The sequence below is a fragment of the Thermoflexus hugenholtzii JAD2 genome, assembly GCF_900187885.1.
GTDB lineage: Bacteria > Chloroflexota > Anaerolineae > Thermoflexales > Thermoflexaceae > Thermoflexus > Thermoflexus hugenholtzii.
In genome coordinates, this window is record NZ_FYEK01000029.1 from 13,147 (window position 1) to 38,827 (window position 25,681).

Annotated in this window: 26 protein-coding genes, 1 tRNA gene and 1 pseudogene; 13 read left to right on the top strand and 15 right to left on the bottom strand. The window is 66.7% G+C overall.

What is annotated here, in order from left to right; translation table 11 throughout:
* Positions 1-245: 245 nt before the first annotated feature.
* From CFB18_RS08770 to pdxS, 6 genes are all read right to left on the bottom strand, one after another.
* Positions 246-1,094: an SDH family Clp fold serine proteinase gene (locus tag CFB18_RS08770; RefSeq protein ID WP_088571438.1), complete on the bottom strand. Its 849-nt coding sequence runs from the start codon at positions 1,092-1,094 to the stop codon at positions 246-248.
* Between the two features lie 68 nt (positions 1,095-1,162).
* Complete coding sequence (locus CFB18_RS08775) at positions 1,163-2,266, bottom strand: CpaE/TadZ family protein (RefSeq protein ID WP_088571439.1); 1,104 nt, start codon at positions 2,264-2,266, stop codon at positions 1,163-1,165.
* A complete protein-coding gene (locus CFB18_RS08780) occupies positions 2,263-2,796 on the bottom strand; it encodes a hypothetical protein (protein WP_143597564.1) in 534 nt (177 codons plus the stop codon). Before CFB18_RS08780 ends, CFB18_RS08775 begins: the two co-directional genes overlap by 4 nt.
* Positions 2,797-2,901: 105 nt before the next feature.
* Positions 2,902-3,726 (bottom strand): hypothetical protein, encoded by an 825-nt coding sequence (locus CFB18_RS08785; protein WP_088571441.1) that lies wholly within the window; start codon positions 3,724-3,726, stop codon positions 2,902-2,904.
* Positions 3,723-4,316, bottom strand: a complete 594-nt coding sequence (gene pdxT / locus CFB18_RS08790) for a pyridoxal 5'-phosphate synthase glutaminase subunit PdxT (protein ID WP_088571442.1) — start codon at positions 4,314-4,316, stop codon at positions 3,723-3,725. The genes CFB18_RS08785 and pdxT overlap by 4 nt, the downstream gene beginning before the upstream one ends.
* A gap of 35 nt (positions 4,317-4,351) precedes the next feature.
* On the bottom strand, positions 4,352-5,251 hold the full coding sequence (gene pdxS / locus CFB18_RS08795) for a pyridoxal 5'-phosphate synthase lyase subunit PdxS (protein ID WP_088571443.1): 900 nt from the start codon (positions 5,249-5,251) through the stop codon (positions 4,352-4,354).
* Between the two features lie 350 nt (positions 5,252-5,601).
* On the opposite strand from pdxS, the gene CFB18_RS08800 reads away from it, so the two are divergent.
* The 8 genes and pseudogenes from CFB18_RS08800 to CFB18_RS08835 all read left to right on the top strand — a co-directional run.
* A complete protein-coding gene (locus tag CFB18_RS08800; protein WP_159461662.1) occupies positions 5,602-5,970 on the top strand; it encodes an Asp23/Gls24 family envelope stress response protein in 369 nt (122 codons plus the stop codon).
* 66 nt (positions 5,971-6,036) lie between these two features.
* Positions 6,037-7,707, top strand: a complete 1,671-nt coding sequence (locus tag CFB18_RS08805; RefSeq protein WP_088571445.1) for a DAK2 domain-containing protein — start codon at positions 6,037-6,039, stop codon at positions 7,705-7,707.
* A 30-nt stretch (positions 7,708-7,737) separates the two neighbouring features.
* Positions 7,738-8,574: a DegV family protein gene (locus tag CFB18_RS08810; protein WP_088571446.1), complete on the top strand. Its 837-nt coding sequence runs from the start codon at positions 7,738-7,740 to the stop codon at positions 8,572-8,574.
* Between the two features lie 130 nt (positions 8,575-8,704).
* Positions 8,705-9,364: a TIGR01906 family membrane protein gene (locus CFB18_RS08815; protein ID WP_088571447.1), complete on the top strand. Its 660-nt coding sequence runs from the start codon at positions 8,705-8,707 to the stop codon at positions 9,362-9,364.
* Between the two features lie 60 nt (positions 9,365-9,424).
* A complete protein-coding gene (locus CFB18_RS08820; RefSeq protein WP_088571448.1) occupies positions 9,425-10,366 on the top strand; it encodes a UDP-glucuronic acid decarboxylase family protein in 942 nt (313 codons plus the stop codon).
* Between the two features lie 90 nt (positions 10,367-10,456).
* Complete coding sequence (locus tag CFB18_RS08825; protein ID WP_159461663.1) at positions 10,457-11,842, top strand: O-antigen ligase family protein; 1,386 nt, start codon at positions 10,457-10,459, stop codon at positions 11,840-11,842.
* Positions 11,843-11,874: 32 nt separating this feature from the next.
* On the top strand, positions 11,875-12,339 hold the full coding sequence (locus CFB18_RS08830; RefSeq protein WP_159461664.1) for a GtrA family protein: 465 nt from the start codon (positions 11,875-11,877) through the stop codon (positions 12,337-12,339).
* A gap of 104 nt (positions 12,340-12,443) precedes the next feature.
* Positions 12,444-12,638, top strand: a pseudogene (locus tag CFB18_RS08835) (SelT/SelW/SelH family protein); the annotation flags it as partial.
* A 133-nt stretch (positions 12,639-12,771) separates the two neighbouring features.
* Here the strand turns inward: CFB18_RS08835 and CFB18_RS08840 are convergent.
* The 5 genes from CFB18_RS08840 to CFB18_RS08860 form a co-directional block, all read right to left on the bottom strand.
* The gene (locus CFB18_RS08840; RefSeq protein ID WP_088571452.1) at positions 12,772-12,999 is read right to left on the bottom strand and encodes a hypothetical protein; all 228 of its coding nucleotides are present in this window, start codon (positions 12,997-12,999) and stop codon (positions 12,772-12,774) included.
* A gap of 69 nt (positions 13,000-13,068) precedes the next feature.
* Positions 13,069-14,148 carry a response regulator gene (locus CFB18_RS08845; protein ID WP_088571453.1) on the bottom strand — a complete coding sequence of 360 codons (1,080 nt, stop codon included), beginning with the start codon at positions 14,146-14,148 and terminating at the stop codon, positions 13,069-13,071.
* A 25-nt stretch (positions 14,149-14,173) separates the two neighbouring features.
* Positions 14,174-14,875 carry a deoxyribonuclease V gene (gene nfi / locus CFB18_RS08850; RefSeq protein WP_088571454.1) on the bottom strand — a complete coding sequence of 234 codons (702 nt, stop codon included), beginning with the start codon at positions 14,873-14,875 and terminating at the stop codon, positions 14,174-14,176.
* Between the two features lie 3 nt (positions 14,876-14,878).
* Positions 14,879-16,060 (bottom strand): CpaE/TadZ family protein, encoded by a 1,182-nt coding sequence (locus CFB18_RS08855; RefSeq protein WP_143597565.1) that lies wholly within the window; start codon positions 16,058-16,060, stop codon positions 14,879-14,881.
* A gap of 26 nt (positions 16,061-16,086) precedes the next feature.
* Positions 16,087-16,440 carry a 4a-hydroxytetrahydrobiopterin dehydratase gene (locus CFB18_RS08860; protein ID WP_088571456.1) on the bottom strand — a complete coding sequence of 118 codons (354 nt, stop codon included), beginning with the start codon at positions 16,438-16,440 and terminating at the stop codon, positions 16,087-16,089.
* Between the two features lie 650 nt (positions 16,441-17,090).
* On the opposite strand from CFB18_RS08860, the gene tpiA reads away from it, so the two are divergent.
* From tpiA to CFB18_RS08885, 5 genes are all read left to right on the top strand, one after another.
* Complete coding sequence (tpiA, locus tag CFB18_RS08865) at positions 17,091-17,855, top strand: triose-phosphate isomerase (protein ID WP_088571457.1); 765 nt, start codon at positions 17,091-17,093, stop codon at positions 17,853-17,855.
* Between the two features lie 9 nt (positions 17,856-17,864).
* The gene (locus tag CFB18_RS08870) at positions 17,865-18,935 is read left to right on the top strand and encodes a ketopantoate reductase family protein (RefSeq protein ID WP_088571458.1); all 1,071 of its coding nucleotides are present in this window, start codon (positions 17,865-17,867) and stop codon (positions 18,933-18,935) included.
* Positions 18,936-18,956: 21 nt separating this feature from the next.
* Positions 18,957-20,072 (top strand): ABC transporter ATP-binding protein, encoded by a 1,116-nt coding sequence (locus CFB18_RS08875; RefSeq protein ID WP_088571459.1) that lies wholly within the window; start codon positions 18,957-18,959, stop codon positions 20,070-20,072.
* A gap of 51 nt (positions 20,073-20,123) precedes the next feature.
* Positions 20,124-20,212: transfer RNA gene (locus CFB18_RS08880), tRNA-Ser, on the top strand.
* A 538-nt stretch (positions 20,213-20,750) separates the two neighbouring features.
* Positions 20,751-21,155: a hypothetical protein gene (locus CFB18_RS08885; protein ID WP_088571460.1), complete on the top strand. Its 405-nt coding sequence runs from the start codon at positions 20,751-20,753 to the stop codon at positions 21,153-21,155.
* Positions 21,156-21,248: 93 nt separating this feature from the next.
* Here the strand turns inward: CFB18_RS08885 and CFB18_RS08890 are convergent, their stop codons facing one another.
* From CFB18_RS08890 to CFB18_RS08905, 4 genes are all read right to left on the bottom strand, one after another.
* Complete coding sequence (locus tag CFB18_RS08890; RefSeq protein WP_088571461.1) at positions 21,249-21,773, bottom strand: DUF8743 domain-containing protein; 525 nt, start codon at positions 21,771-21,773, stop codon at positions 21,249-21,251.
* A 248-nt stretch (positions 21,774-22,021) separates the two neighbouring features.
* Positions 22,022-23,017 carry an ABC transporter permease gene (locus CFB18_RS08895; RefSeq protein WP_088571462.1) on the bottom strand — a complete coding sequence of 332 codons (996 nt, stop codon included), beginning with the start codon at positions 23,015-23,017 and terminating at the stop codon, positions 22,022-22,024.
* On the bottom strand, positions 23,007-24,092 hold the full coding sequence (locus tag CFB18_RS08900; RefSeq protein ID WP_088571463.1) for an ABC transporter permease: 1,086 nt from the start codon (positions 24,090-24,092) through the stop codon (positions 23,007-23,009). The genes CFB18_RS08895 and CFB18_RS08900 overlap by 11 nt, the downstream gene beginning before the upstream one ends.
* A 34-nt stretch (positions 24,093-24,126) precedes the next feature.
* Positions 24,127-25,590 carry an ABC transporter ATP-binding protein gene (locus CFB18_RS08905; RefSeq protein ID WP_088571464.1) on the bottom strand — a complete coding sequence of 488 codons (1,464 nt, stop codon included), beginning with the start codon at positions 25,588-25,590 and terminating at the stop codon, positions 24,127-24,129.
* Positions 25,591-25,681: the final 91 nt, after the last annotated feature.

Consider the following 25,681-nt stretch of genomic DNA (forward strand, 5'->3'; position numbering starts at 1 on the left):
CCGCTCCCTCCTTCCAGGCCTCGCTCCCGACAAGGCCCGGCGGTAATGGGCTCCTGTGAGAGAAGATCAGGAGGGCCCCCTTCTGGGCACACGCCGAGAGGGAGCCCTTCCGAACCCAATCCATTTGAGGGACAAATTCGGGCTGCTATGTCATTTTAAATCCGTAGAGAAGGGGCAACAATCTTTCAGAGAGGAGGGGAACCCGGCGCCCGGACCTGGCCTCCGCCGGCCTGTCCGGGGAGCGCTCAGCGGCCGGCAGTCGGGCGAGGGCCGGGCCCCTCATGGCGGTAGGGCATGGGGATGTATTCCACCGAAGGCCGTCGCGGGGTGGCCTGGGGGAACATCTCCATCAGGTGGTAGATCTCCTCCGGCAGACCCACCCGGACGGGCAGGCCCAGGGCCTGAGCCTCCCGCACCGAGATGGGGTAATCGTGGGTCCAGCGACCGCTGCTTAAGGCCTCGGCGATGGCCGCCGCCCGCTCTTCCTCCATACCGTTGGCGGTGAGCAGCTCGATCACCGTGGAGCGGACCTGGGCCATCGCCTTGCGGGCGATATCCGCCAAGATCAGGGTGTGATCCTCGATGTGGGCCAGGGGCTTGGTCTCCACGACCTTCAGGATAGAGGCCGCGGGATACTGGCCCAGCTGGGGGTCCACCGGCCCCAGGACGGCGTTCTCATCCATCACGATCTCATCGGCGGCCAGGGCGATCAGCGTCCCGCCCGACATGGCATAGTGGGGGATGAAGACGGTGACCTTCGCCGGGTGCCGCACCAGGGCCTGGGCGATCTGCTCGGCGGCCAAGACCAGCCCGCCCGGTGTGTGGAGGATGAGATCGATGGGCATGTCGGGAGGGGTCAGGCGGATGGCCCGCAGCACCTGCTCAGAGTCCTCGATATCGATGTAGCGGGAGATCGGGAGACCGAAGAACCCGATGGTCTCCTGGCGATGGATCATGGTGATGAGCCGGGTCCCTCGTCGGCGCTCAATCTGACGGATGAGCCGCGTGCGGGCCTCTTCCAGCAGGCGCCGCTGCAAGGCCGGGAACATGGTGCTGAAGATCAGGAAGATCCAGAACAGGTCGAAGACGCTCATTCATCGCCCTCCGGGACGGCAATCACAGCGAGCCCAAAGACACCACACGAATCATGCGCGGGACACCTCTACAACGGGCGCACGGCGGAGACGATCTGACCGACCAGGCGCTGGACCGCGCTGGCCACGGGCCCGCTGGGATGGCTGAGGATCAGGGGCGTCCCCTGGACCAGAGCGGTGGCCTGGTGGGGATCGAAGGGAATGGTCAGGAGGAGCGGGCGGCCCAGCGCCCGTTCGATGGCCTGAGGGGTCAGGGTGCCCGGACCGGCGGCGTGATTCAGCACCACCTGAACCCGCTCCATCGAGATCCCCACCCCTTGCAGGGCCCGTAGGGTCATCACGGTCGTTTGCAGCGCCCCCACCTCGGGGCTCATCACCAAGAAGAGCGCATCCGCCAGCCGGCAGAAGGCCAGGCCGATGGGCAGCAGGGTGGCCGGGCCATCGACCACCACAAAGACGAACCGCTCGCGCAGCAGATCCAGTGTCGGCCCCACCTGAGTCTCATCCAGCATCCCGGTCGGAGGCACCAGAGGAGCCGGGAGCAGGCGGAGCCCGCTGGGATGCGCCATCAGGTAGTTTTCCAGCTCGACGGGCGACCGCCCGCTCTCCCACCAGTCCAGCCAGGAGGAGCGAGGGGCCAGCCGCAGATGCAACCCGGCGTGTCCGGAGTTCAGGCTCGCGTCCCACAGCACCGTGGGGCCGCTCCGAGCCAGGGCCAGCGCGGTGTTAACCGCCAGGGTGGTCGTCCCCGTCCCCCCGCGCAGGCCCAGGAAGAGCACCACATGCCCCGCCTCACCCGCACGCCGGCGTCGGTTCAGGAGCTCCCGGATTCGATCCCGGAGCTCCTTATGGGAGACCGGCTTGGCCAGGTAATCATCCGCTCGGGCAGCCAGGGCAGCCTCCCGATCCACCGGCTGCGCCCGGGCGGTGAGCACCAGGACCGGCGTGTCACTGACGATCGGATCGTTGCGGATGGCCTGGAGCACCTGGAAGCCGTCAACCTCCGGCATCATCAGATCCAGGATGACCAGATCCGGCTGCAGCTGGCGCGTCTTGGCGATCCCATCCGCCCCATCGGCGGTGGTGAACACCTCGTATCCGTCCTGCTCCAGCATCAGGCGGATCATCTGCAACAACTCGAGATCATCATCGATCACCAGGATCCGAGTCATCCCTGGGCTACCTCTCCGCTGAGGGAGAACAGGCCAATGAAATCGCGGTTGATGAAGATCAGCTCGCCGGAGAAACGGCTCTCCGGCCGCCCGGTCATCACCGCCTGGGCGTTCAGGATCGGGAGGAAGCGCTCGACATTGGTGACCAGGAGGGCGTGGAGATCCGGACGGCCGTGGAACTCCATCGTCCCTTCGATCTCGAAACCCGGTATCGTGACGAACACGCCATACACCTTACGGGTGCCATAGGTGGGGGAGATGGCCTTCACCGCCAGCTCGACGCCCACGTTCACGATCGCCATCGTGATATGGTTCTTGCTGAGGATAGCTGCTCCAAAGCTTTTGAGGATGCGGGCAGGCTCTTCCAAACGGGAGAGGAACACCGCCTCCAGGGGAAGGAAGGAGGTGCGGACGTCGTTCAGGACGTCTGCCAGCACACGGCCTCTCAGCGTCATCTGGGCTGAGATCCGATGGGTGGGCGTAAGGAAATCCACCGTAATGGTTCCGGATCGGATTCCAGGCTGCGTCATGAAGGAACCCCCGTTCCAGGGCCCATCCGACCGCCCCCGCCGCTCAGGCTGGAACACCCCCATTATACCGGCAACAGCCTTCCTCCAGATCCAGGGGGAGAGGGCTCACTTCCTCGAGATGCCGCCGCATGGCCAGAGATGCGTCTGGCAGGGAAAAGCGGGAAACACCGATGCCCCGGCTTCCACATCTTCTGGGACCGAGGCAGGCACCGGGATCGCGATCCAGCGGACCATCCGCCAGAGCGAGAAGGCCGGCTGGAAGCCCAGCTCTCGCAACGCCCTCGCGATCTCCGGGGTTTCCCGTCGCACCTGCACGTAGACCGGATGCCGCCACCGAGGGCCCAGCTCCCGGATGCAACCGGCCAGGGTGGAGAGGGGATCCTCCCGGGTATGACGCAGCTCCTCCAGCCAGGCCCCTCCGGGCCCCCGATGGAGCGCCCATCGGGAGAAGCCTTCCGGATCCGCAGGGATCTGGAAGGCATGCTCCACAACCTGAGCGGAGCCGGCCCATACCGGATCGCGTCGCAGGGGCTGGAACCCCACCTGACGCAGAAAGGCCAGCCGGAGCTCGTCCCCACCGACCTCTGCGATCAGCCGTCGGGTGCCGCTCCTCGCGGCCCATTCCACCAGCGCGTGAAACAGCGCTTCCCACCCGGCCACCGCCTCCGGATCCGGGGAGGAGGGAATAGGGGCTCCGAACAACAGGCGCAGCTCCTCCCCCTTTCGCCGATCGCTCAGCTGAAGGAAGCGAGAACCCTCGCCGTCGGTCACCGTCCGCACCGGGATCAGATCGGGGAAGAACAACGAAGCGGTGGCCGCTTCCACCGGTCGGAAGCGGCCCACCCGTGCCGCCCGCTCGTCGAGATAGAAGCCTTCGTGGAGGACGGCCAGGAACCGCGGCCCATCCCGCAACCGGAAGAACCGGATCATCCGCGGGCTACCTGACGGACCAGCTCCAGGAAATACCGATGGAACCGAGTGTCCTCGGTCAGCTCCGGATGGAAAGCGGTGGCCAGCAGGTGCCCCTGCTGCGCCGCGACGATGGACCCGTCCTCCAGCCGGGCGAGGACCTCCACCCCAGGCCCCACGGCTTCGATGAGGGGCGCCCGGATGAACACCGCATGGAACGGACGGGGGTCGCCCAGGCGGGCCAGGGCCGGGATCTCCAGGTCCACCTCGAAGCTGTCGATCTGCCGGCCGAAGGCGTTCCGCCGCACCCGGATGTCCATCAGCCCCAGGGTGGGCTGGGGCCGCCCCACGTCCTTCGCCAGGAAAATCATGCCGGCGCAGGTGCCCCAGATGGGCTTCCCCGCCTCCGCCATGCGGCGGAGGGGATCCATCAACCCGTAGCGTTCCGCCAGGGCTCCGATGGTCGTGCTCTCCCCGCCCGGGATGATCAGGCCATCCACCCCTTCCAGATGCTGCGGGAGGCGCACGTCCACCGTCTCCACCCCCAGGCGGCGGAGCACCTGGTGATGCTCCAGATAATCCCCTTGCAGGCCCAACACGCCGATCCTCACGCTTCACCTCCCGATCCAGGATCCCGGACAGGCGCTCACCAGCCCCGCAGGGCCAGGCGCTGAGCTTCAGTCAGCTGCCGGATGTCGATGCCATACATGGGCTCGCCGAGGTTGCGGCTGACCATGGCCAGGATCTCCGGCTCCTGCCAGTAGGTCACCGCCTCGACGATGGCTCGCGCCCGCTTGTAGGGGTTCTCACTCTTGAAGATCCCGCTCCCCACGAAGACGCCGTCCATCCCCAGCCACATCATCAGGGCGGCGTCCGCAGGGGTGGCGATCCCCCCGGCGGCGAAGAGCACCACCGGCAGTCGGCCCAGGCGCTTGGTCTCCAGGACCAGCTCGTAGGGCGCGCCGATCTCCCGGGCGTAGGCCACCAGCTCCTCATCCCCCATTCCCTGAATGCGCCGGATGGCCCCCATGATGGCCCGGGCGTGGCGCACCGCCTCCACCACGTTGCCGGTCCCCGCCTCCCCTTTGGAGCGAATCATCGCCGCCCCTTCGGCGATCCGCCGGAGCGCCTCCCCGAGATCCCGCGCGCCGCAGACGAAGGGGACCTTGAACTCCCACTTGTTGATGTGATACTGCTCGTCGGCGGGGGTGAGAACCTCGGACTCATCGATGAAATCCACGCCCAGGGCCTCGAGGATGCGGGCTTCCATGTAATGGCCAATGCGACACTTGGCCATCACCGGGATGGTCACAGCCTCCATGATCTCCAGGACCTTCTCGGGGTCCGCCATACGGGCCACCCCGCCCTGAGCCCGGATGTCCGCGGGGACGCGTTCCAGGGCCATGACCGCGACGGCCCCTGCCTCCTCGGCGATCTGCGCCTGCTCCGCGTTGGTCACATCCATGATCACGCCGCCCTTGAGCATCTGGGCCAGCCCCCGCTTCACCGTCACCGTCCCATAAGCGCGCTGAACTTCCTGCGCCATGGTCGCCTCCCTCAGGATCTCGGTTTCCTTCGCCGGCCGCTCTCCTCACAGCCTCCGCCCCTCCGGATGGCCCGCAGGAGAAGCGAAGGGATGATCCGTCCCGCAAGTGCTTTTCTATTTTAACGCAAGCGCTCCCGGGAAGCGGCCCTCTCTCCAGGGCCTGCCGCCCCGCTCCCAAACCTTCCCAGGCGGAACGATGGCAACTTCAGGTTAAGATAGTAACCGGATGTCCGGAGATCGCCGCCGGTCGACCCGGCTGAGCGGGCACACCCGCCCGGACACCGGACCCAGGGAAAAGCGCCATGGGGTGGTCTCAAGGGTTTCCTGACAAGCAGGAAGGAGCGCAAGGCATGCACGAACAGAGCGCGCTGGGACGGATTGAGGTCCTGCCTTCCGCGATCGCGACAGTGGTCGCCCGGGCTCTCACCCAGTGCTACGGGGTGGTGGGGTTGGCTCCCCATCGGATGACCGACGCGGTGGCCAACTTCTTCGCGCCCGACGCCCGGCGCAGCATCCAGATCCGGGAACGTCCGGAAGGTCTGGTCATCGACGTGTATCTCATCCTGGCCCACGGCGTCCGCCTGATCGCCGTCGCCCACAGCGTCCAGCAGGCCATCAAATATCAGGTGGAGCGCATCGTCGGCCTGCCGGTCGCCGAGGTGAACGTCCACATCCAGGGCCTGCAAGCACCGCCTTCCTCCCGCCCGGGGCGAGGATGAGGGAACGCTTCCCATGCGGGATGGAAGAGACAGGAGGCATAAACTTTTACGAACCCGGAGGAAAATGTGGAGGCAGGAGAGGCTCGACCCATCCGCCGTCCGCTGCACGAGGTGGATGGACAGACCTTCAAACGAATGTTCCGGGCCGGGTTGCTCTGGCTCCGCCGGCACCACCACCTGGTAAACGCCCTGAACGTGTTCCCGGTGCCGGACGGGGATACGGGGACGAACATGCTCCTGACCATGGAGGCGGCCTGGCAGGAGATCGCCGGGATGCCGGACCGGGAGGTCGGGGCCGTCCTCCAGCGGATGGCCCGCGGGGCCCTGATGGGCGCCCGGGGGAACTCCGGGGTGATCCTCTCTCAAATCTGGCGCGGGATGGCGGAGGCCATGGATCACCGCCCCACGATGACGGCCGAGGATCTGGCTCGAGCCCTCCAAGAAGCCACCCGCACGGCCTATCGAGGGGTGATGAGGCCGGTGGAGGGAACCATCCTCACGGTGATCCGCGAGGCCAGCGAGGCCGCTGCCGAAGCCCTGGGCCGGGGCGCGGACATCGTAGAGCTGCTGGAGCAGGTGGTTCATCGCGCGCGCGAAGCGGTGCGCCGCACCCCTGAGCTGCTCCCTATCCTGAGGGCGGCAGGCGTGGTGGATTCGGGCGGACAGGGCCTTTACCTGATCCTGGAGGGGATGTTGCGCGATCTGCGCGGGGAGCCCGTGGAGCCGGAAGAACCGACGGCGGAGTCCCTGCCCTCCGGCGCCCCGGTCGCTCAGGCGCTGGAGCCCGGCGCGGAGGGCTACGGCTATGACGTCCAGTTCATCCTGGTCGGCCGGAACCTGGACGTCCAGCGGATCCGCCGCGACCTGGAGGCGATGGGCGACAGCGTCCTGGTCGTAGGGGATGCCAACACGGTCAAAGTGCACCTGCACGTCCATGACCCTGGCCGCCCGCTGAGCTACGCCGTCCGATGGGGGAGCCTGCGGGATGTGGTGGTGGAGGACATGCAGGCTCAGTATGAGGCGTTCATCCGGGAGCGGGCGCAGACCCCAGAGCCCCCCGCCCCGCGGGTGGCGCCCGGCCAGGTGGCCACCCTGGTGGTGGTCCCCAGCGCCGGCTGGGGACGGATCTTCGAGAGCCTGGGGGCCAGCGCGGTTCTGCCCGGCGGGCCTACCATGAATCCCAGCGCCCAGCAGTTCATTGAACGCCTGGAAGCCCTCCCCACGGATCGGATCATCGTGCTGCCGAACCATCCGAACGTGATGATGGCCGCTCAGCAGGCAGCCCAATTGACCCCCGGGAAGCAGGTGGAGATCCTACCGGCCCGCACCCTTCCCCAGGGGGTGGCCGCCATGGTCGCCTACCGGCCGGAAGCGGATCTCGAGGACAACCGGCGGGCGATGGAGGAGGCCATCAGTCGGGTGCGCAGCGGCGCCCTTACCCGGGCCACTCGGGATGCCGTGCTGGAAGGCGTGACCGTCCGCCGGGGCCAGTGGATCGGACTGGTCGAGGATCACCTGGTGGCCGCCGGGGACGACCTGGAAGCGGTGGCCGGAAAGACCCTGGAAGAAATGGGCGCGGCCTCCGCCGAGCTGATCACCCTCTACGTCGGCGCCGAGGCGGAGCCCGACCAGACCGCCTCCCTGGCGGAGGCCATCCGGAGGCGCTATCCGGATTGTCAGGTTGAGATCGTGGAAGCGGGGCAGCCTCATTATCCTTATATTCTGAGCGCGGAATAGAGCGCGGATCCTCAAAGGAGAACGTCATCGATGCCGGTGCGGGTGCTGGTGGATAGCGCGGCCCTTCTGGACGCTCCCGACCTGCCGGGGGAGCTCCTGATCCGGATCCCCCTGACTATCCGGGCGGATCACCGGGCGTTTCGGGAAGGGATCGACGAGATCCCGCCGGATCTGTGGCCACCGGCGGATCGTTCGATCGGTTTCCGTCTGGAACCGCCGGGCGAGGAGGCGCTGCGGGAGCTTTATCTTCGGCTGGCCCCCGGCACCTCCGCCATCGTAGCGGTGCTGCACTCCGGTCGGCTCTCGCCGCTGGTGGCGCAGGCCCAGGCGGCCGCCTCGGCGGTGCTGGGACGGTGCCCGGTGCATGTGCTGGACACCCAGACGCTGGGGGCGGGGCAGGGATGGATGGCGGAGACGGCGCTCCGGCTGGCTGCCCAGGGTCAGCCCGCGGAGGAGATCGTCCGACGCCTGCGGGGGATGCTCTCCCGGATCTACACTGTCTTCATCACCGAAAGCCTGGAGCCCCTGGAGCGGAACCGCTTGCTGAGCAAGACCCAGCGGATCCTGGGGACGATGCTGGGGATCCGCCCCTTCCTGATGATGGAAGAGGGGGCCCTGCTCCCTCTGGAGAAAGCGCGCTCTACGGAGAAGGCCCTGGAGAAGCTGCTGGAGTTCGCCGCGGAGTTCTCCCGGGCCGAACGGGTGGCGGTTCTGTATGGCCCGGCGCGCGCCCCTCAGGAGGCCCACGCTTTCGCCCAGCGCCTTCAGGAGGTCCTTCGGGCGCGGGAGCTCCGGGTGTATCCCTACGGGCCCTCCCTGGCCGCCTGGATCGGCTTCGACGGCCTGGGCGTGACCATCCAGGAGTAGAGGCGCAGGGGGCGTCAGGCCCCGCCACATCCCTCCCGCCCCGGACGGGCTATGGGCGCATCGTCGCCGGAGTGAGCAGGCGGAAGGAATCCTCGCCATCCATTTGGCGGAACCATCAGGAGGGAGATCGATGCTTTCCCGGGTGCTGTCGGCGATCGTGGTGATCTCTGTTCCGGTTGTGCTGCTTCTCCTCAACGTCCGGTTGCTGATGAACGACTGGTTCATCCGGCTGGAATACGCCCGCCCGGATTTCCCGCCCGACCTTTATGGGATGAGCCGGGAGGAGCGGCTTTCGCTGGCCCTCACCGGCCTGCGCTCCGTCACTCAGCCCCCTGGGGCCAGCATCCTGCGGGAGGTCCGGTTCGCCGACGGACGGCCGGCCTTCAACGAGCGGGAGGTCCGCCACATGCAGGATGTCTACGTCCTGCAGGGCCTCGCCTTCCGGGTCGGCGGGATCCTAACGCTGCTTCTATTGGGCGCGTGGCTGTGCCTGTGGTTCTCCCCGGGAACCCGAACTCTGGCCTGGCGCAGCCTGGGCTGGGGCGGCTGGCTCACCCTGGGGCTGGTGCTGCTGCTCACCCTGGGTTTCGCCCTGGCCTTCGATACCGCCTTCACCCTGTTCCACCGCTTGTTCTTCGAAGGGGACACCTGGCTCTTCCTCCCCAGCGACACCCTGATCCGCCTGTATCCAGAGAAGTTCTGGTTCGACGCGGCCCTCTTCATCGGCGGGCTGACCATGCTGGAGGCCGCCGTGTTGATCCTGGTCACAAGGGGGCGGCCGGTGTCCTGACGAACGGAGGATAGATCCCGTCCCTCACGCAGAATGAGACCCACATTTGAGGAAAGCCCCATGCGTATCCTGATCACCGGCGCCGCCGGCTTCATCGGATCCCACCTGTGCGATCGGTTCATCGCCGAGGGCCACGAGGTCATCGGGGTGGACAACTTCCTCACCGGGAGCCCGGACAACATCGCCCATCTCATGGGGCATCCGCGCTTTCGCTTGATCCGGCATGACGTCACCCACTTCCTGTATGTGGAGGGCCCCCTGGACGCGGTGTTGCACTTCGCCTCCCCGGCCAGCCCCGTGGATTACCTGAAGTATCCGATCCAGACCCTCAAGGTGGGCGCGTTGGGAACCCATAACACCCTCGGCCTGGCCCGGGTCAAGGGCGCCCGCTATATGCTGGCCTCGACCAGCGAGGTCTACGGCGACCCCCAGGTCCACCCCCAGCCGGAGACCTACTGGGGTCATGTCAACCCCATCGGCCCGCGCGGCGTCTACGACGAGGCCAAGCGGTTCGCCGAGGCCATGGTGATGGCCTATCACCGGGTCCACGGCCTTCGCACCCGCATCGTGCGCATCTTCAACACCTATGGCCCCCGCATGCGGCTGGATGACGGCCGGGTCGTCCCGAACTTCATCGGCCAGGCCCTGCGTCGGGAGCCCCTCACGGTCTACGGGGACGGCTCCCAAACCCGCAGCTTCTGCTACATCGACGACCTGGTGGAGGGGATCGTCCGGCTGCTGGAGGTGGAGGAGCCGGAGCCGGTGAACCTGGGGAACCCGGAGGAAGTGAGCATCCGCGCGTTCGCGGAGATCATCAACCGGCTGACGGGGAACCCGGCCGGGATCCGCTTCTTGCCGGATCGTCGGATCCCGGGAGATCCCCAGCGCCGCTGTCCGGATATCACGAAAGCACGCCAGCGGCTGGGGTGGAGCCCCCAGGTCCCCTTAGAGGAAGGCCTGCGGCGAACGATCCGCTGGTTTGCGGAACGGCTGCAAAGGTAGGTCGGAATCCATTTCGACTTAGCGAATCATCGAATGCAGATGCTTCGGTGGCGGATCCGCTTATTCGGATGGGAGGCGCTCTGGGGCCTGATGGCCCTCGGAACAGGCGCGCTGACGCTGCTCGGCCCGGATCCCCGGATCCTCGGGGGGGTCCTCCTGGCCCTCCTTCTGTTCATCGGGATCTTCTGGGTCCCGGAGGCCGGGCTGGGGCTGGCGCTGATCGCCGGGCCCTTCGCCCCCCTGGAGAACGAGATCGCCCGTCCTCCCCTCAACAGCGCCCAGGTCTTCCTCGGCCTGGCGCTGCTGGCCTGGACCTGGAGGGGGCTGGCCCGCCGGGATCTGCGCGTCCCCTCCTGGGGTTGGGGATGGGCTTACGGGCTCTACCTGGGATACATCCTCCTCTCCCTGCTGTGGGCCGCCTCCTGGGAGGAAGGGCTGCCGGAGTGGATCAAGTGGGTCCAGATTGGGCTGGTGGTGATCCTGGTTCGAACGGCCCAGCCTCCCGTTCAGCGCGGGCTCCTGGGGGCGGCGCTCCTCTCCGGCGCCCTTCAGGCCGGCGTCGGGCTCTGGCAAGCGGTCCTGCGGGGGACAGGCCCGGAACACTTCCGCCTCCCTGGGCTCCCCTTCTACCGGGCCTATGGGACCTTCCAGCAGCCCAATCCCTTCGCCGGGATGATGGGGTTGATCGCCCCGGTGGCCCTGGGGCTGGGATGGAGCCTGTGGCGGGATCCAGAGATGCAGCGTTGGAGGTGGGCCCGGCCTGTCGGGTTGGGCGCGCTGGGGGTGGGCATTCTGTCCCTCCTCGGCCTGCTGGCCTCGTGGTCCCGGGGGGCGTGGCTGGGGGCTGGGATGGCCGGGCTGGTTTTGTTGCTGATGCTGCCGGCCCGCGCCCGCCACGGGCTGGCCGTCGGGAGCCTCCTGGTGCTGCTGAGCGCGCTGGCCTGGACCGCCGGGATGATCCCGACGCCGATCCAGGCCCGGCTGGCTGGGGCCCTGGAGGAGATCCGGGTGATAGATGTGCGGGGGGTGGAGGTGAATGAAGCGAACTTCGCGGTGATCGAGCGGCTGGCCCACTGGCAGGCGGCTGTGGAGATGTTCCGGGCTCACCCCTGGCTGGGGGTGGGGTTCGGGAACTACGCCGCCGCCTACCCGGCCTACGCGCTGATCCGCTGGCCGAACCCCCTGGGACATGCCCACAACATCTATCTGAACGTAGCGGCCGAAACCGGCCTTATCGGGCTGGCCCTCTATCTGCTGCTCTGGGCCGCGATCGGGGCCCGGACCTGGGCGGCATGGCGGGGAAATGTGGGATGGCGTCGCGGGTTGGCGGCCGGGCTGATGGCCGCCTGGGCGCACTTGCATATCCATCAGATTTTCGATAACCTGTATGTGGCCAACCTGCCCCTGCTGCTGGCTCTCTACGGAGCGTGGGCCGAGATCCTGATCTCAGAGGGGAAGCCGGGAAAGAGAGGCTAAGCATTCTGTTCTCATCTCAGGAGGATCCCATCGTGGAGAGAAAAGAGGTCATCCGCTTCGCCGCCATCGATCTCGTCCCCCCGACTTATCGAAAAGAGTTGCGTCGGTTCCTGAAGTTCTGCGTGGTGGGGACAGTAGGGTTCATTGTGGACACCGGGCTCCTGAACGGGTTGATCTTCCTGGGCGGGGTGATCCCGGTGATCGCCAAGGCGATCTCTTTCATCGCCGCGGTGACCAACAATTTCCTGTGGAACCGTTACTGGACTTACCCGGAGTCCCGCTCCAAGCCCCTCTGGCAGCAGATCTCCCAGTTCTTTGTGGTGAACACCGCGGGACTGGGGATCAACCTGATGGTGTTCGGGACGGCCTCCGCCTTTCTGATCCCCCGTCTGGGGATGAAATGGGGGGTGAACCTGTCTCAGATCCTCGCCGTGGGGGTCGCCCTCTTCTGGAATTTCTTTGTGAACCGCTTCTGGACTTTCAACGACGTTCCCTGATCGAGGGAACGGATGCCAGCTCGAGCGCTAAGAACCTTTCACGCAGGAGGGTAAAGATGCTGCGGGTGGAGATCGAGTATTGCGCGGTCTGAGGGTATCTCCCTCGAGCGGTCAGGTTGACCGAGGAGCTGTTGAAGGAGTTTGAGGGCCAGGTGGCCTCGTGGACGCTGATTCCCTCCAGCGGGGGCGTCTTCGAGGTCCGGGTGAACGGGGAGCTGGTGTTCTCGAAGAAGCAGCTGGGGCGTCACGCGGAGGTGGAGGAGATCCGCCAGGCGCTGGCGGCCCGGCTGCGTCCATAACCGGGGGTGGGCGAAGCGCCCGCCCCCCCTTCTTTGTGCCATTTGCATCGTTGTGCTACAAAGATCCCGCTCATGGACTTTTGTCTCGATCCTCAATAGCCTAAAGGTATTAAGAAGACTCGCAATGCCCTTCTCATTGCTTGGTCCTTACCGCTCGGATTTCCGCCAGGACCTCCTCATCGGTGATGCCGCGTTCTTGGGTGATCGCCCGGGCCTCTTTCACAGCGACGGCAAAGTGCTGCCAGGCCCTTTCCATCTCCCGGCGGAACTTCAAGAAAAGAATGAACTCCAGCACCTCCCGGAGCTGGTCCTCAGGCAGTCCCTCCAGCTCCTGCAGGATGGTCTCACGAGGGACCGCCACGCTCCTCAGGGCCTCTCTCCTTCTGACCGCAGAGATGCACCCTTTGAGCCAATAAAAAAGGGGAACAACTTAAATCAACGGAACCAGCTCCGCCACCCATTCCCGGATTCGTCGCGCGGTGGGGCTTTCAGGCTCGATTTCATGGATCGGCCGGCCTTCCTGGAGCGCCCGGTAGGCGGTCACCGGGTCCACCGGCCACGTCCGGATCGGGACATCGTTCAGGCGATGGCGGATCTGCGCCTCGGTCCACGGCTCCGGGACCGCCCAGCGGCGCACCCAGACCGGCTCGACCGCAGGCAGACCGATGCCGATCCCCTCCAGCCCGCGGAGCACCGCCCGGGCCCGCCGCAACCCCGGCCCATGGCTCTCAAAGGTGAGGAGAACCCGCTGGCATCGGGGGAGCACCCGCGCAGCCACCGGTCCTAGGGGCTCCCCCGGCATCCAGACCACAAACCGGGCCTGGGAGGTCAGCTGCTCCGCCACTCGGTCCACCAGCGCCGGACCCAGTGGGCGATCGACAGACCACACCTGAAGCCCTTCCCGTGGAGCGCCCAGACCCCGCGTGGGATCCACGCCCGCCTCCAGCTCCTCCAGACTCATCCGGGGCTCGAGATCAAACACGAAGGCGCCCCGTCCGTTCCCCTCCACATCGATCAGCAACGTGGGGGCATGTTCGGCCAGCGCCGCCGCCAGGGCGGCGGCCAGGAGCTCTCCCGCGCACCCCGGCCAGCTCTCCACGCAGGCGATCTCCAGAGCCCAGCGCTCCCCTGATGCCGGGATCCGAACCTCAGTCAGCACCTCCTGCACCGTGCGGACCAGGGTCTCCGCGGAGACAGGTTTGGTGAGATAGGCGTGGACGTTCATCGGCTTCGATTCCACGATGGGTTCCAGCTGGGCCTTGGCGGTCAGAACCACCACCGGCATCGTCGCCAGGCTCGGCCGTTGCCGCATGGCCTCCAGAACCTCGAAGCCATCCATCCCGGGCAGCATCAGGTCGAGGATCACCAGGTCGGGCTGCTCCCGCTCCATCAGCTCCAGCGCCCGGAACCCATCCTCGGCGTAGAGGGGCTCGTGACCAGCGCGCCGGAGCACGAGGCCGATCAGCCGGCGGGCATCCGGATCATCGTCCACAATGAGCAAGCGGGCCATGGCCTTCCCCCGCGGTGGATTCGAATTACAACAGACGAGGCTGACGGCCGGCAGCGAGGACGTCGGCTCCGCCAGCGGCCAGGTGAGCCAGTCGGGTGGGCTCCGGCAGCCGGTGGCCCCGCACGCAGGCCATCACCGTGGCGATGGCGTTCTCCAGCGAGATCCGGTGGCCGATGGAGACGAACACCGGGGAGGCTCCGGCCTGGGTGCGCAGGACCGCCCCGATCATCTCCTCCCCATCCCAAAGCGGTGACCATGCGCCAGGCTCATCCGGCGGCATCTCATAGCGCCCCCACAGTTTCGACTTCGCACACCCGATGGAGGGAAGATCCAGATAGACCCCCAGATGGGTGGCGATCCCCATCCGCCGGGGATGGGAGATCCCATGGCCATCCACCATCAGCACCTGCGGGGAGAGCGGCAGGCGCTCCAGAGCGGCGAGGATGGCGGGGGCCTCCCGGAAGGCCAGCAGGCCTGGGATGTAGGGAAAGGTCACCGGGACCTCCGCCACCGCCTGGGCCAGTGGAGTGAGATCCGGAAAGCGGACCGCAACAGCGGCGGCGCGGGCGAGCTCCCCGCGGAAGCCCACGTCGACCCCTACGATCACCGTCCCCGGCCCCGGCATGGGCCCCTCCCGGATCACCTGCTCACGCAGCCGTTGCTGGATCGCCACGGCCTCCTCAGGGGAGACGTTCCATGGATGGGGATGACGAACCGGCAGGGGCATCGCTCACCTCGTCAGCGCGACCAGACGTCGGGCGAGCTCCCGGAACTGTTCCGCCACCAGGCCCTCCGGCTGCATCATCACCATCGGCACCCCTTGATCGACCGCCTGATGGGCCAGCTCGGGAGCCGGGGAGATGAAGCCGATGGGCTCCAGGGAGAGGGCCTCCTCGATCTGGCGCCGGGTCATGGCGACCCCCGAGGCGGCCCGGTTGACCACCACCAGACCGAGCTGTTGCGGGACCCAGCCGACCTGGAGCAGGACCTGGATCAATTCCCGAGCATGGAGGAGACACAGGGAGGTCGGCTCCATGACCAAGACCAGATACCGCAGCTCCCCCAGCAGGGCCCGCGCCCCATCATCCAGTGTATGTCCCATCTCGAAGATCACGTAATCGCCGAGGGCAGCCAGGTGGCGGGCGATGACCCGGATGTGGGCGGTGGAGAGCATGACCGGCCGGGGCGTGTAAGGGGTCAGCAGCATTCGCAGCCCGCTGACGTGCGGGGTCAGGTGCTTCCCGATCGTCGGAGGGTCCAGTTCCTGGGGGGGATACGCCAGGACACTGGGCAGCCCCAGGGCCTGAGAGAGGCGGAGCAAATGCGCCAGGCCGCCATGGGGAGCCAGGTCCGCGAGAAGCACCTGGGGGAATCGGAAATCCGGGGGCGGCGTGCGCACCGTGGGCGGCAGATGGCCGCCCCCCAGCGCCAGGGTCACCGCCGTGTTCAAGGCGACCGTGGAGGTCCCCACCCCTCCTTTCACGCCCAGGAAGCCGATGGTAGCGGCATGCACCCGCGCCGTGGCCTCCGCCTTCAGGCGGGCGGCCCGCTGGAGCAGGGCCTCCACGCGGGAGATCAGCTCCGCCGGATGCACCGGCTTGGTCAGGTAATCATCCGCGCCGGCCTGGAAGCCGGCGATCTTATCCCCTACCGCCGTCTTCGCCGTGAACATCAGGATGGGGATGGCGGAGGTGCGCGGGTTGGCCCGCAGGCGCCGGCAGACCTCCAGACCATCCATATCCGGCATCATCACGTCCAGGATGATCAGGTCCGGCTGCTCGGTCTCCGCTTTGGCCAGGGCCTGGGCGCCGCTGGTCGCCGGGAGGATCCGATAGCCCTTGCGTTGCAACAGGAGGCTGATCAGCTTCACCGTCTGCAGATCATCATCCACCACCAGGATCGTCTCGGCCATGCCGGGATGCTCCGAAGCCGAATCCTTCACGATCCTCCGGACCGCCGGGAGAAGAGGGCGTCGGTCTTCGCGGCCATGATGAAGTCGTTCCGATGCAACCCACGGATCTTATGGGTCCACCAGATCACAGTGACGGACCCCCAACGGGTGATCAGGACGGGGTGATGGCCCTCGGCCTCCGCCAGCTCGCCCACCTGAAGGGTGAACGCCAGGGCCTCCCGGAAGTTGGGGAAGCGGAAGGTCCGCTCCAGCTGCGGGATCCCCTCGCGCACCACGACCTGCCATCCCGGGACATGAGGAAGCCAGGCGGCGATCTCCTCCTCCGTCAGCGGAGGCTCCCCGCCCCGGCACGGCACGCACCTCATCTCGGTCAATTCCATCGCCTGGCCTCCCTCGGCCCTTTGAAATCCCGGATTCGTCCGGCGGGGAGGAAGAGCAATCCTTGCTTTCGTAAATTAGCATCGGGAAAGGGGACCGTCAAACCCTATCCCTTGCGGGGAATCGAGGGGGGAGCCCCCGCAACCCTTTTCCGAATCGCCCGGCCGGACCCCTCCCATCCCACCCGGGACAGTCCGAGCGTCTTTCGCCGTGACTCCAAGAGTGGAATCGAAGGCGGAGGTTCGGGGCGAAAAGCCCCTCCTACAAAAACCGATTTTCGTAGGATCGGCTTTCACCGCGAATATTCCAGGATCGAGGAAAGGGGGTTTAGGATTGAAAGCTCTCCCTTCAGAAACGATCACCGTTGTCGTGGAGACAGCGGTTCGGGGCTGAAGCCTCTCCTACCGAAAAAAACGTTTCCTGCAGGAGCGGCTTTCGCCGCGACTATTGCGGGATCGAGAAAGAGGGACTTGGGATTGAAGGCTCTCCCTCCAGAAACGATCCCCCTTGCCATCGGGACGCCGGTTCGGGGCGAAAGCCCCCCTGCAAAAGGACCTGTTCTTTTCCGCCGCGACCGGTTGGGGGAGAGGAACATGGGCCGACCTGGGTTAAGATTAGGATGAAGGCTCATCCTCCCGAAGCGAGGTGAACGATGCGGCAGCCGCTCATCGCCGGGAACTGGAAGATGCATAAGACGGCCGCGGAGGGGCAGGCCCTCGCTCAAGCGATCCGCCAAGGCCTTCAAACCGATCAGGTGGAGGTGGTGCTCTGCCCACCTTTCACCGCCTTGTCCGCTGTCCATGCGGTCCTCCATGGCTCCTCCATCCGGCTGGGGGCTCAGAACATGCACTGGGAGGACGCGGGGGCGTTCACCGGGGAGATCTCCCCGGTGATGTTGAAGGAATGGTGCCGGTATGTCATCCTCGGCCATTCGGAACGGCGGCAGCACTTCCACGAGGACGATGAGATGATCCGCCGCAAGGTGGCCGCCGCCCTGCGCCACGGCTTGACACCCATCCTCTGCGTGGGGGAGACGCTGGCCCAGCGGGAAGCCGGGGAGACCGGTGCGGTGGTCGCCGCCCAGACCCGCCGCGCCCTGGAGGGGCTCACCCCGGAACAGGCCATGGGAGTCGTCATCGCCTATGAGCCGGTCTGGGCCATCGGGACCGGACGGGCGGCCACCGGAGCCGACGCAGAGGAAGTGATCCGGCGCTGGATCCGGGGAACCCTGGCGGAGCATTTCGGCGTGGAGGTGGCCCAGCGGGTGCGCGTGCTTTACGGGGGCAGCGTCACCCCGGAGAACATCGCGGAGTTCGTATGCCGTCCCTCCATTGACGGTGCCCTGGTCGGGGGAGCCAGCCTCCGGGCGGAGAGCTTCCTGGGGATCATCCATGAGACCGCACGGGCGAAGGCGTGAGAGGATCCGATGCCTCCGGAGGGCGTATCCCCTCAACGGATCTTGATCTTCGGCGCGGGAGCGGTGGGCGGTTACCTGGGGGCGATGCTCCAGGCTTTCGGGCACGAAGTGATCCTCCTGGGCCGCCCACCGGTTGCGGAGGCGATCCGGCGACGCGGACTCACCCTGCAGCGCCCCGATGGCCTGACCCTCACCGTTCGGCCCCACGCGGTCTCAGAGCCGGAAGCGATAGATGGGGAGGTGGACGCTCTCTTCCTCACCGTGAAAGCCTATGACATGGAGGCGGCGATCGCCGCGCTCCGGCGGAAAGGCTGGGGCCGGGCCCTGGTGTTTTGCTGGCAGAACGGTGTGGATGGAGAGACCCAGCTGGCCGAGGCCTTCGGGGCCGAGCGGGTGGTGGCCGGAACACTGACCCAACCCGTCTCGGTCGTGGCCCCGGGGATCGTCCGCCTGGAACGGCTCCGGGGAGGCGTCGGGCTGGCCCCCATGGACCGGCATCTCGATCTCCGGCGGTGGGCCGCGGCCCTGCGTCTGGCCGGCTTCCCCACCCGCCTCTATGCGGACCCAATGGCCATGAAGTGGTCAAAGCTCCTGCTCAACCTGATCGCCAACGCCACGTGCGCCATCCTGGACTGGAGCACGGAGCAGGTGTTGCGGGATCCCCAGGCCTTCGCCATCGAACGGGCGGCCTTCCGGGAAGCCCTGGCCGTCATGCGGGCGCTCGGCCTGCGGCCGGTCTCCTTGCCCGGCTATCCGGTTCCCCTCCTGGCCTGGGCCATGTCGCACGGGCCTGACGCCCTGCTCCGTCGGATCCTGAGCGCGATGGGCGCACGGGGACGCGGGGGGAAGCTGCCTTCCCTTCACATGGACCTGCGTCGGGGAACCCGCCTGGAAGTAGAGGCTTACACCGGGGCTGTGGTCCGTCACGGGACCCGCCTCGGGGTGCCCACGCCGGTCCATCAGGCCCTCACGGAGATCCTGACCGGGTTGGCCGATGGCCGGGAACGCCCGGAGACATGGCGTGGGAACCCCGCCGCCCTGCTGGAACGCGCCGGCCTGGCGCCGATCCCTCGCCGCTGACCTTTGCATCGGGGAACCCACATGGCGCGCCTCCGGGTTCTCGCCCTCACCCGACGATATGAAGGCCGAACGGTCCTGGACCATGTCTCTTTCGAGGTGGCAGATGAGGAGATCCTGGTCATCCTGGGTCCAAGCGGGAGCGGCAAGACCACCCTGCTGCGCCTGATCGCCGGCCTGGAGCCTCCAGATGAGGGACATGTCCTTCTCGACGGCCAGGATATCACCGAGGTCCCACCACATCGCCGCCGCATCGGGATGATGTTCCAGGAATACGCGCTCTTCCCCCATCTCAACGTTTTCGAGAACGTGGCTTTCGGCCTGCGCATGCAACAGCTCCCGGAGCCGGAGATCCGGGCACGGGTTCGCGCCCTGCTGGAACAGGTTGGGTTGCCCGGCTATGAACGCCGGGATGTCCATACCCTCTCAGGAGGGGAGAAACAGCGGGTGGCCCTCGCCCGCAGCCTGGCCCCGCGCCCGGCGGTGTTGCTGCTCGACGAGCCCCTGGGATCTCTGGATCGAGCCCTGCGGGAGCAGCTGATGGGAGAGATCCGATCGCTCCTCAAAGCGGAACGGATGACCGCCCTCTATGTGACCCATGATCAGGCGGAGGCCATGGCCATCGCCGATCGCGTGCTGATCCTGCACCAGGGGCGCATTGAGCAAATCGCCGCTCCGGAGGAGCTCTACCGGGATCCGGCCACACCCTTCGTGGCCCGCTTCCTGGATGTGGGCACCCTTCTGGAGGGTCGCATCCTCAGCGGGGGAGATCCCGCGGAGGTCGAAACTCCGGTAGGGAAGCTGTGGGGACGCCCCCGCGGGACCATCCACGCGGGGATGCGGGCCTGGGTGCTCCTCCCGCATTACGAAGGCACAACGCGAATCCTTCAGGGAGCCCCTTACGATGAAAGCGAAAAACCCGGCGGCCCCGTAAACGTCCTGGATGGGGAGGTCCTCGAGCGCCGCTTTCGAGGGCTCTACGTGGAGCTTCGGGTGCAGGTGGCGGGAGGGATGCTGCGCCAGCTCCTCCCCGCAGGGAGCCTCCGGATCCATCCGGGACAATCCATCCGGATCCACATCCCGGCGGATGCCGTGCGGATCTGGCCGAGGGACGCGAAACGCACCCGATCTTCCGGATAAGAAAGACCCCCCTCGCGGCGCGAGCAGCATGGTGTATAATTAAAAGCGCCAGGAGGGGTGGCCGAGTGGACGAAGGCGCGCGCCTGGAGAGCGCGTAGGGGTGTTCTCGCCCCTCGTGGGTTCGAATCCCACCCCCTCCGCTGAACCTTCGGGCTCCGGAGTTCGCCGCTTCCAGCCTCCGGAGCCCGCTTTTTGTTCCGCTATTCTCTCAGAACGCGCGATCCCTATCTGTCTGAAGAGCACTTCGCTCCCTCACCATCCCTATGCCCTCGGATCCTTTGACCTCTGAGCACAGGATCGTTTCCTTCCATCTCAAATTCGTCCATGGGATGAAGGTCATGCACTTTTCTCGAGACCTCTTTGAAAACCACTCCGAAAACGCCCTCAAATCCGGGGAATCGAGAGAGGCCGATCCATCTACGCTCCCTCTTGACGTCTTCCGGATCCTGTGATAGGTTTAAATAGGCCGGATTTGGGCGGACAGGAGGGCCGATATCATCCGATCGCATCGGGAAGGATTTTCATCATTTCGAAGGTCGAGAAGGGAAGAATTCCGGAGTGTTCATAATGAAGAGCGCCTGTGGGAGGGCGAGGGCGCCCTCCTGAGGTGAAGTAAGGGCAGACGGTGGTCTGTTTCAAAACCCTTGATCCCATCCTATCGAACCGGAGGTTTCTGCCATGAAGGAGATCCTGGAAAGCCGCATCAATCTGTTGCGATCGCAGCTGGCTGACATTGAGCAGCGTCGGGATTACGTGCAGGCGCAGTTGCGGTTGCTGGAGGATATCGCCCAGCTGCTCGAGAAATACCCCACGTTGGGGGAGGGACTGGTCGGTCTGTTCCGGCAGACCACGATGCCGCGCCGCCGCCGCACCCGAGAGCTGGTGAACGCGCTGATGGATGTGTTGAAGACCAGCCCTCAGGGGATGGAGCTCGAGGCCATCCGCAAGGCGTTGCTGGAGCGCGGGATCCAGGTCCCCGGGAAGAACGAGCAGATGCAGCGCGCCCGGCTGACCTTGATCTTCCGCAAGAACCAGGATCTGTTCCAGCGGGTTCGGCGCGGGGTCTACCAGCTGAAGGTGTAAGCAGGGGATGGGCGACAGGCCCACGCAGGAAGGGGGACGGACGCCTTCGGCGTCCGTCCCCCCGTGCCTCTGGCCCTGAAGGGCGCCGCATCCTCACCCGGGATCCCAGCGGATGAGCCGATGGGAGGACCCGCTCATCGCCCCGATGTCAAGAAGCCATGAGCGGGTTTCGCGCAAGGGGCGCAGGAGAAGCTGACGCTCCGCCCCTTCGAGAGGAAGCTCCGACAGATCCTGGGCCCCGAGCAGGCGTTCCCCCGTGGTCAGCAGGAAGGTGAACCGCCGCCAGCGCCGGCTGAACAGGGGATGAGGGAGGGATCGCAACGGGCCCAGCTGCAAGAGATAATAGAGCTCCTCCGCCCGCGGATGATTGGGCTCCTCCGGGAGCACATCCCGTCGTCGGACCAGCTCGTGGCCCCGGACCGGGGCGTAGTGCCGCACGGACCAGCGCTCCGCTTCGAAGGCGGCGGTGTGGTAGAAGGCCAGGAAATCCACCATAGGGGTCAGCGGCGGCGCATAGCGAACGGGGATCCGGTATGCCTGATGCGTCTGGATCCAGCGCCAGTCCCGCGGGCTGCGGACCACGGCCACCAACACCATCGCTTCCGGGAAGAGCTCCATCCCGAGGGCTCCGGGGACGCCTCACCGTCGCGCTCTATCATGATGATAGCCACTTCGCGGATCGCTTCCCCTCCCTCCGCCCCGGAGCAGCGGGCCATCCACATGTGGAGGCGCGAATGAGCGTATGGGCGGGGCTCCGAAAGCCGGATCCGTGCATTCGCGCCCCGGTTCGTGGGCGGCCCCTATCCCTTCCCCGCACACGGAACGAGGCCCCCCTTGCCCATCGCCAGGGCTTCGCCCGTCCGGGCTTACTCTTCCTCGAAGGCCATGCCCAGGGCAGCGGGTGGAGAGACCTGGAGGCTGCGCAGGATCCGCAGGGCCAGGCGGCGACCGGATTCCGGCAGGCGGGCCAGCAACGTCTGGACCCACTCCGTGCTGCCCAGGTTGGTCAGCAACAACGCGAAGATCATCAGAGGGAACGGCGCGACGTTCAGGACCTGAGAAGGAACGCCAGGGAGCTGTGGCTGGAGGACCAGGCTGAGCCATTGAAGGAGGGCGAAGAGCAGGGCGCCGAAGGCTCCGCGCACGGGATGCCAGCCCCCGAAGATGGTGATGGCCAACACGATCCAGCCCACTCCATCGATCCCGGAGATCGGGCCCTGCCAGCCGCCCTTGAGATCCAGGGTGTAGGCGGCTCCGGCGAAGCCAACCATGGCCCCCCCCAGGACCGCGTAGGCATAACGCACTCGGGTCACCGGGATGCCTCGGACGAAAGCGGCCGGCGGGCGCTCTCCAACGCATCGGAGCACCAGCCCAGGCCGGGTGCGGAAGATCCAGATCCAGGCCAGGATCACGCTCAGCACGGCGATATAAACAAGCGGGCTCTGGCGGAAAAGCAAGGGGCCGAGGAGCGGGAGATCCTGCAGCACCGGCACCGGGAGCGCCCCCACCCGGGGCCCGGGCACGCCCATAAACGGGTTGCCCAGGAAATACGCCAGATCCCGCCCGAGGAGGGCCAGCACCAGCCCCACGGCCACCTGGGATTGGCGCAAGGTCAGGCTGGCGAAGGCCACCACGAGCGCCATCCCTGCCCCGACCAGGATGCCTGTCAGGAAGCCCAGCTCCAGGCTGCCCGTGCGCACGGCGACGGCGAAGCCGGCCATCGCCGCCAGCAGCATTGTCCCGTTCACCGACAGGTTGACCACACCGGCCCGCTCGGAGAACGTCTCCCCGATCACCGCGATGAGGAGCGGGGCCGCTGCGGCCAGCACCCCTGCCAGACCCATGATCCACTCAGGCGCCATCATCGGACTCCACGGTCGTTTTCGCTTGCCAGCGGGCACGCACACCCTGCATCAAGAGCACGAAGAGGACCAGCGCTCCCTGCATCACCCCGGAGAGGGTGGAGTCCAGCTTCAGCGTGATCGGCAGCTGGATGCTTCCGATGTTGAGGGCAGCGAAGAAGAAAGCAACGGGGACCGACCAGGTTACGCGGTAGTTGGCGAGCATGGCCACCAGCAGGCCCAGGTATCCATAGCCGCTGGAGATGGGTGGAATCAGGCGGTGATACACCGCCGTCACCTGGATGGATCCGGCCAGCCCGGCCATCGCGCCGCAACCCAGCAGGGCAAGGAAGAGATAACGGGTGGTGGGCACCCCCAGCAGGTGGGCCGCCCGCAGGTTCTTCCCGATGGCCTTCAACCGGAGGCCGAAATAGGTATTGCGGAGAAGCACATAAACCAGCGCCACGCTCAGGAGGGCCATCCCGAGGGCCCACGGGCTCAAACGCAGGCCGGGCAGCGTGGGCAACATCAGCCGCTCCGGAAAGGGCTCGGTGCCACTCATCGAGCCGATCCCCGGCCGCTTCCAGGGCCCGAAGATCAGCCAGAGGATAAGCGTGGTGGCCACGAAGTTCAGCCCAAGCCCCCCGAAGATCTCGTGGACGCCGCCGTAGACCTTCAGCAGGCCCACCAGGCCGGCCCAGGCCGCGCCCCCCGCCATCCCGGCCAGGAGCGCCAGGACCAGGATGATCGGAGGAGGCAGGTCCGTATGCTGCAGCGCGCGGACCACCCCTGTGGTGGCGATGGCCCCCAGCACGATCTGCCCCTCCACGCCGATGTTCCAGAGCCCGGCGGTGAAGGTGAGCAGCAGGCCGGAGGTCACCAGCATCAGCGGCACCCAGGCCACCAGGATGTCGGTGGCCCGCTTGAGGGAGCCAAAGGCCCCCTCCAGAACCTGGCGGTAGGCCTCCAGGGGAGGAGCCCCTGTTAGCAGCAGGACCAGCGTGGTGAACAGCAGGGCCATCAGAATGGAAAGGCCCTGCCATCCGACCGCCAGCCAGCGCGAGGTCCGCACGCGAGGCAGAAGGATCTCTTTCATCGGATCAATGCGCTCCGCATCCGACGATGATCTCTCACCACCCTCGCCCGGCGATCATGTGGCCGAGCCGGTCAAGGGTGAGCTGCTCGGCGTCAATGGGCTCGGAAACCCGGCCGCTGAAGAACACCACGATGCGATGGCAATACTGCATGAGCTCCTGAAGGTCTGAAGAGACGACCATCAGCGCGGTGCCCTGGCGGGCCCGCTCCTTCAGCCGCTCCCAGACCCACAGGCTGGACTCCACATCCAGTCCCCGGGTGGGATGCTCCAGGAGCAGCAGCCGGGCGGGCGTCCGGATCAGGGCCAGGAGCGTGCGCTGCTGGTTCCCGCCGGAGAGGGCTTCCACGGGCGTCTCCGGCCTCCCCCGGATGTGGAACTCCCGGATGCGGCGCTGGGCTTCCGCCCGGGCCTGCTCCCAATCGATCAAATGGCGGCCGTTGGGATACACCAGCTGGAAGTGCTCCGTCAGCGTCAGCCCGGGGATCAGCCCCTCCTCCAGGCGGTTGGCCGGAACATAGAGCACCCCTGCCTCCAGGAAGGCCGAGTAGGGCTTCCCGGTGAGATCCCGGCCGGACACCCGGATGGTGCCCTCCCAGGGGCGGATGAGGCCGGCGCAGGCGCGCATCAGCAACTGCTGGCCGCTGCCTTCCATCCCGGCCAGCCCGATGATCTCACCGGCCCGCACGGTGAGCCGAACCCGGCTGAGCCGGAGCCGGTGATCCCCGACCACCAGGTCCTGCACCTCAAGGACCGGCTCCCCAAGGGGGATCCGCTCCCGCTCCGGCATGGGCACCGGCCGACCGAACATCAGCTCGATCAGGCGGGCGGGCGAATAGGGAGGGATGACTTCCCCGGCCAGGCGGCCCTGGCGCAGCACGGTGACCCGATGGCAGAGCTCCTCCACCTCCTCCAGCTTATGGGTGACGAAGATCACCGCCTTCCCCTCCTCGGCGAGGCGGCGCAGTGTGGCGAAGAGGCGAACCTTCTGAGGCGCGCTGATCCCGGTGGTCGGCTCATCCAGGATGAGCACCCGCACCCCACGCCAGAGCAGACGGAGCAGCTCCAGCTGCTGACGCTCGCCCACCGTCAGACTGTCCACCCGGGCATCTGGATCCAAGTCGAACCCGAAGGCATCGGCCAGCTCCTTCAGGGCGCGCCGCGCTCCCCGCCGGTCCAGCCACAACCCACCCTCATGGCCCATCATGAAATTGTCCAGGACGGAGAGGGCGGGGAAATCCATGGGGTCCTGGTGGAGCATCCCGATCCCATGCCGGAGGCCTTCCGCGGGGGATCGAAAGCGAACCGCCTGGCCATCCAGCAGGATCTCCCCCCGATCCGGCCGCAGATACCCGGAGAGGATCTTCATCAAGGTGGTCTTGCCGGCCCCGTTCTCCCCCAGCAGGCCGTGGATCGTGCCCGCCTGGACGGTGAGGCTGACGTCCTGGAGGGCCCGAACCGGCCCGAAGGACTTATAGATATGGCGCATTTCGACTTTCATATGAAGAGGCGCCTCCGGATCAAGCCTCCGTCTGCTGCCAAAGCCCCTCCCTAGAGCCCGTGCCCTCCTGCGGCTTTGACCCCAAGGACCG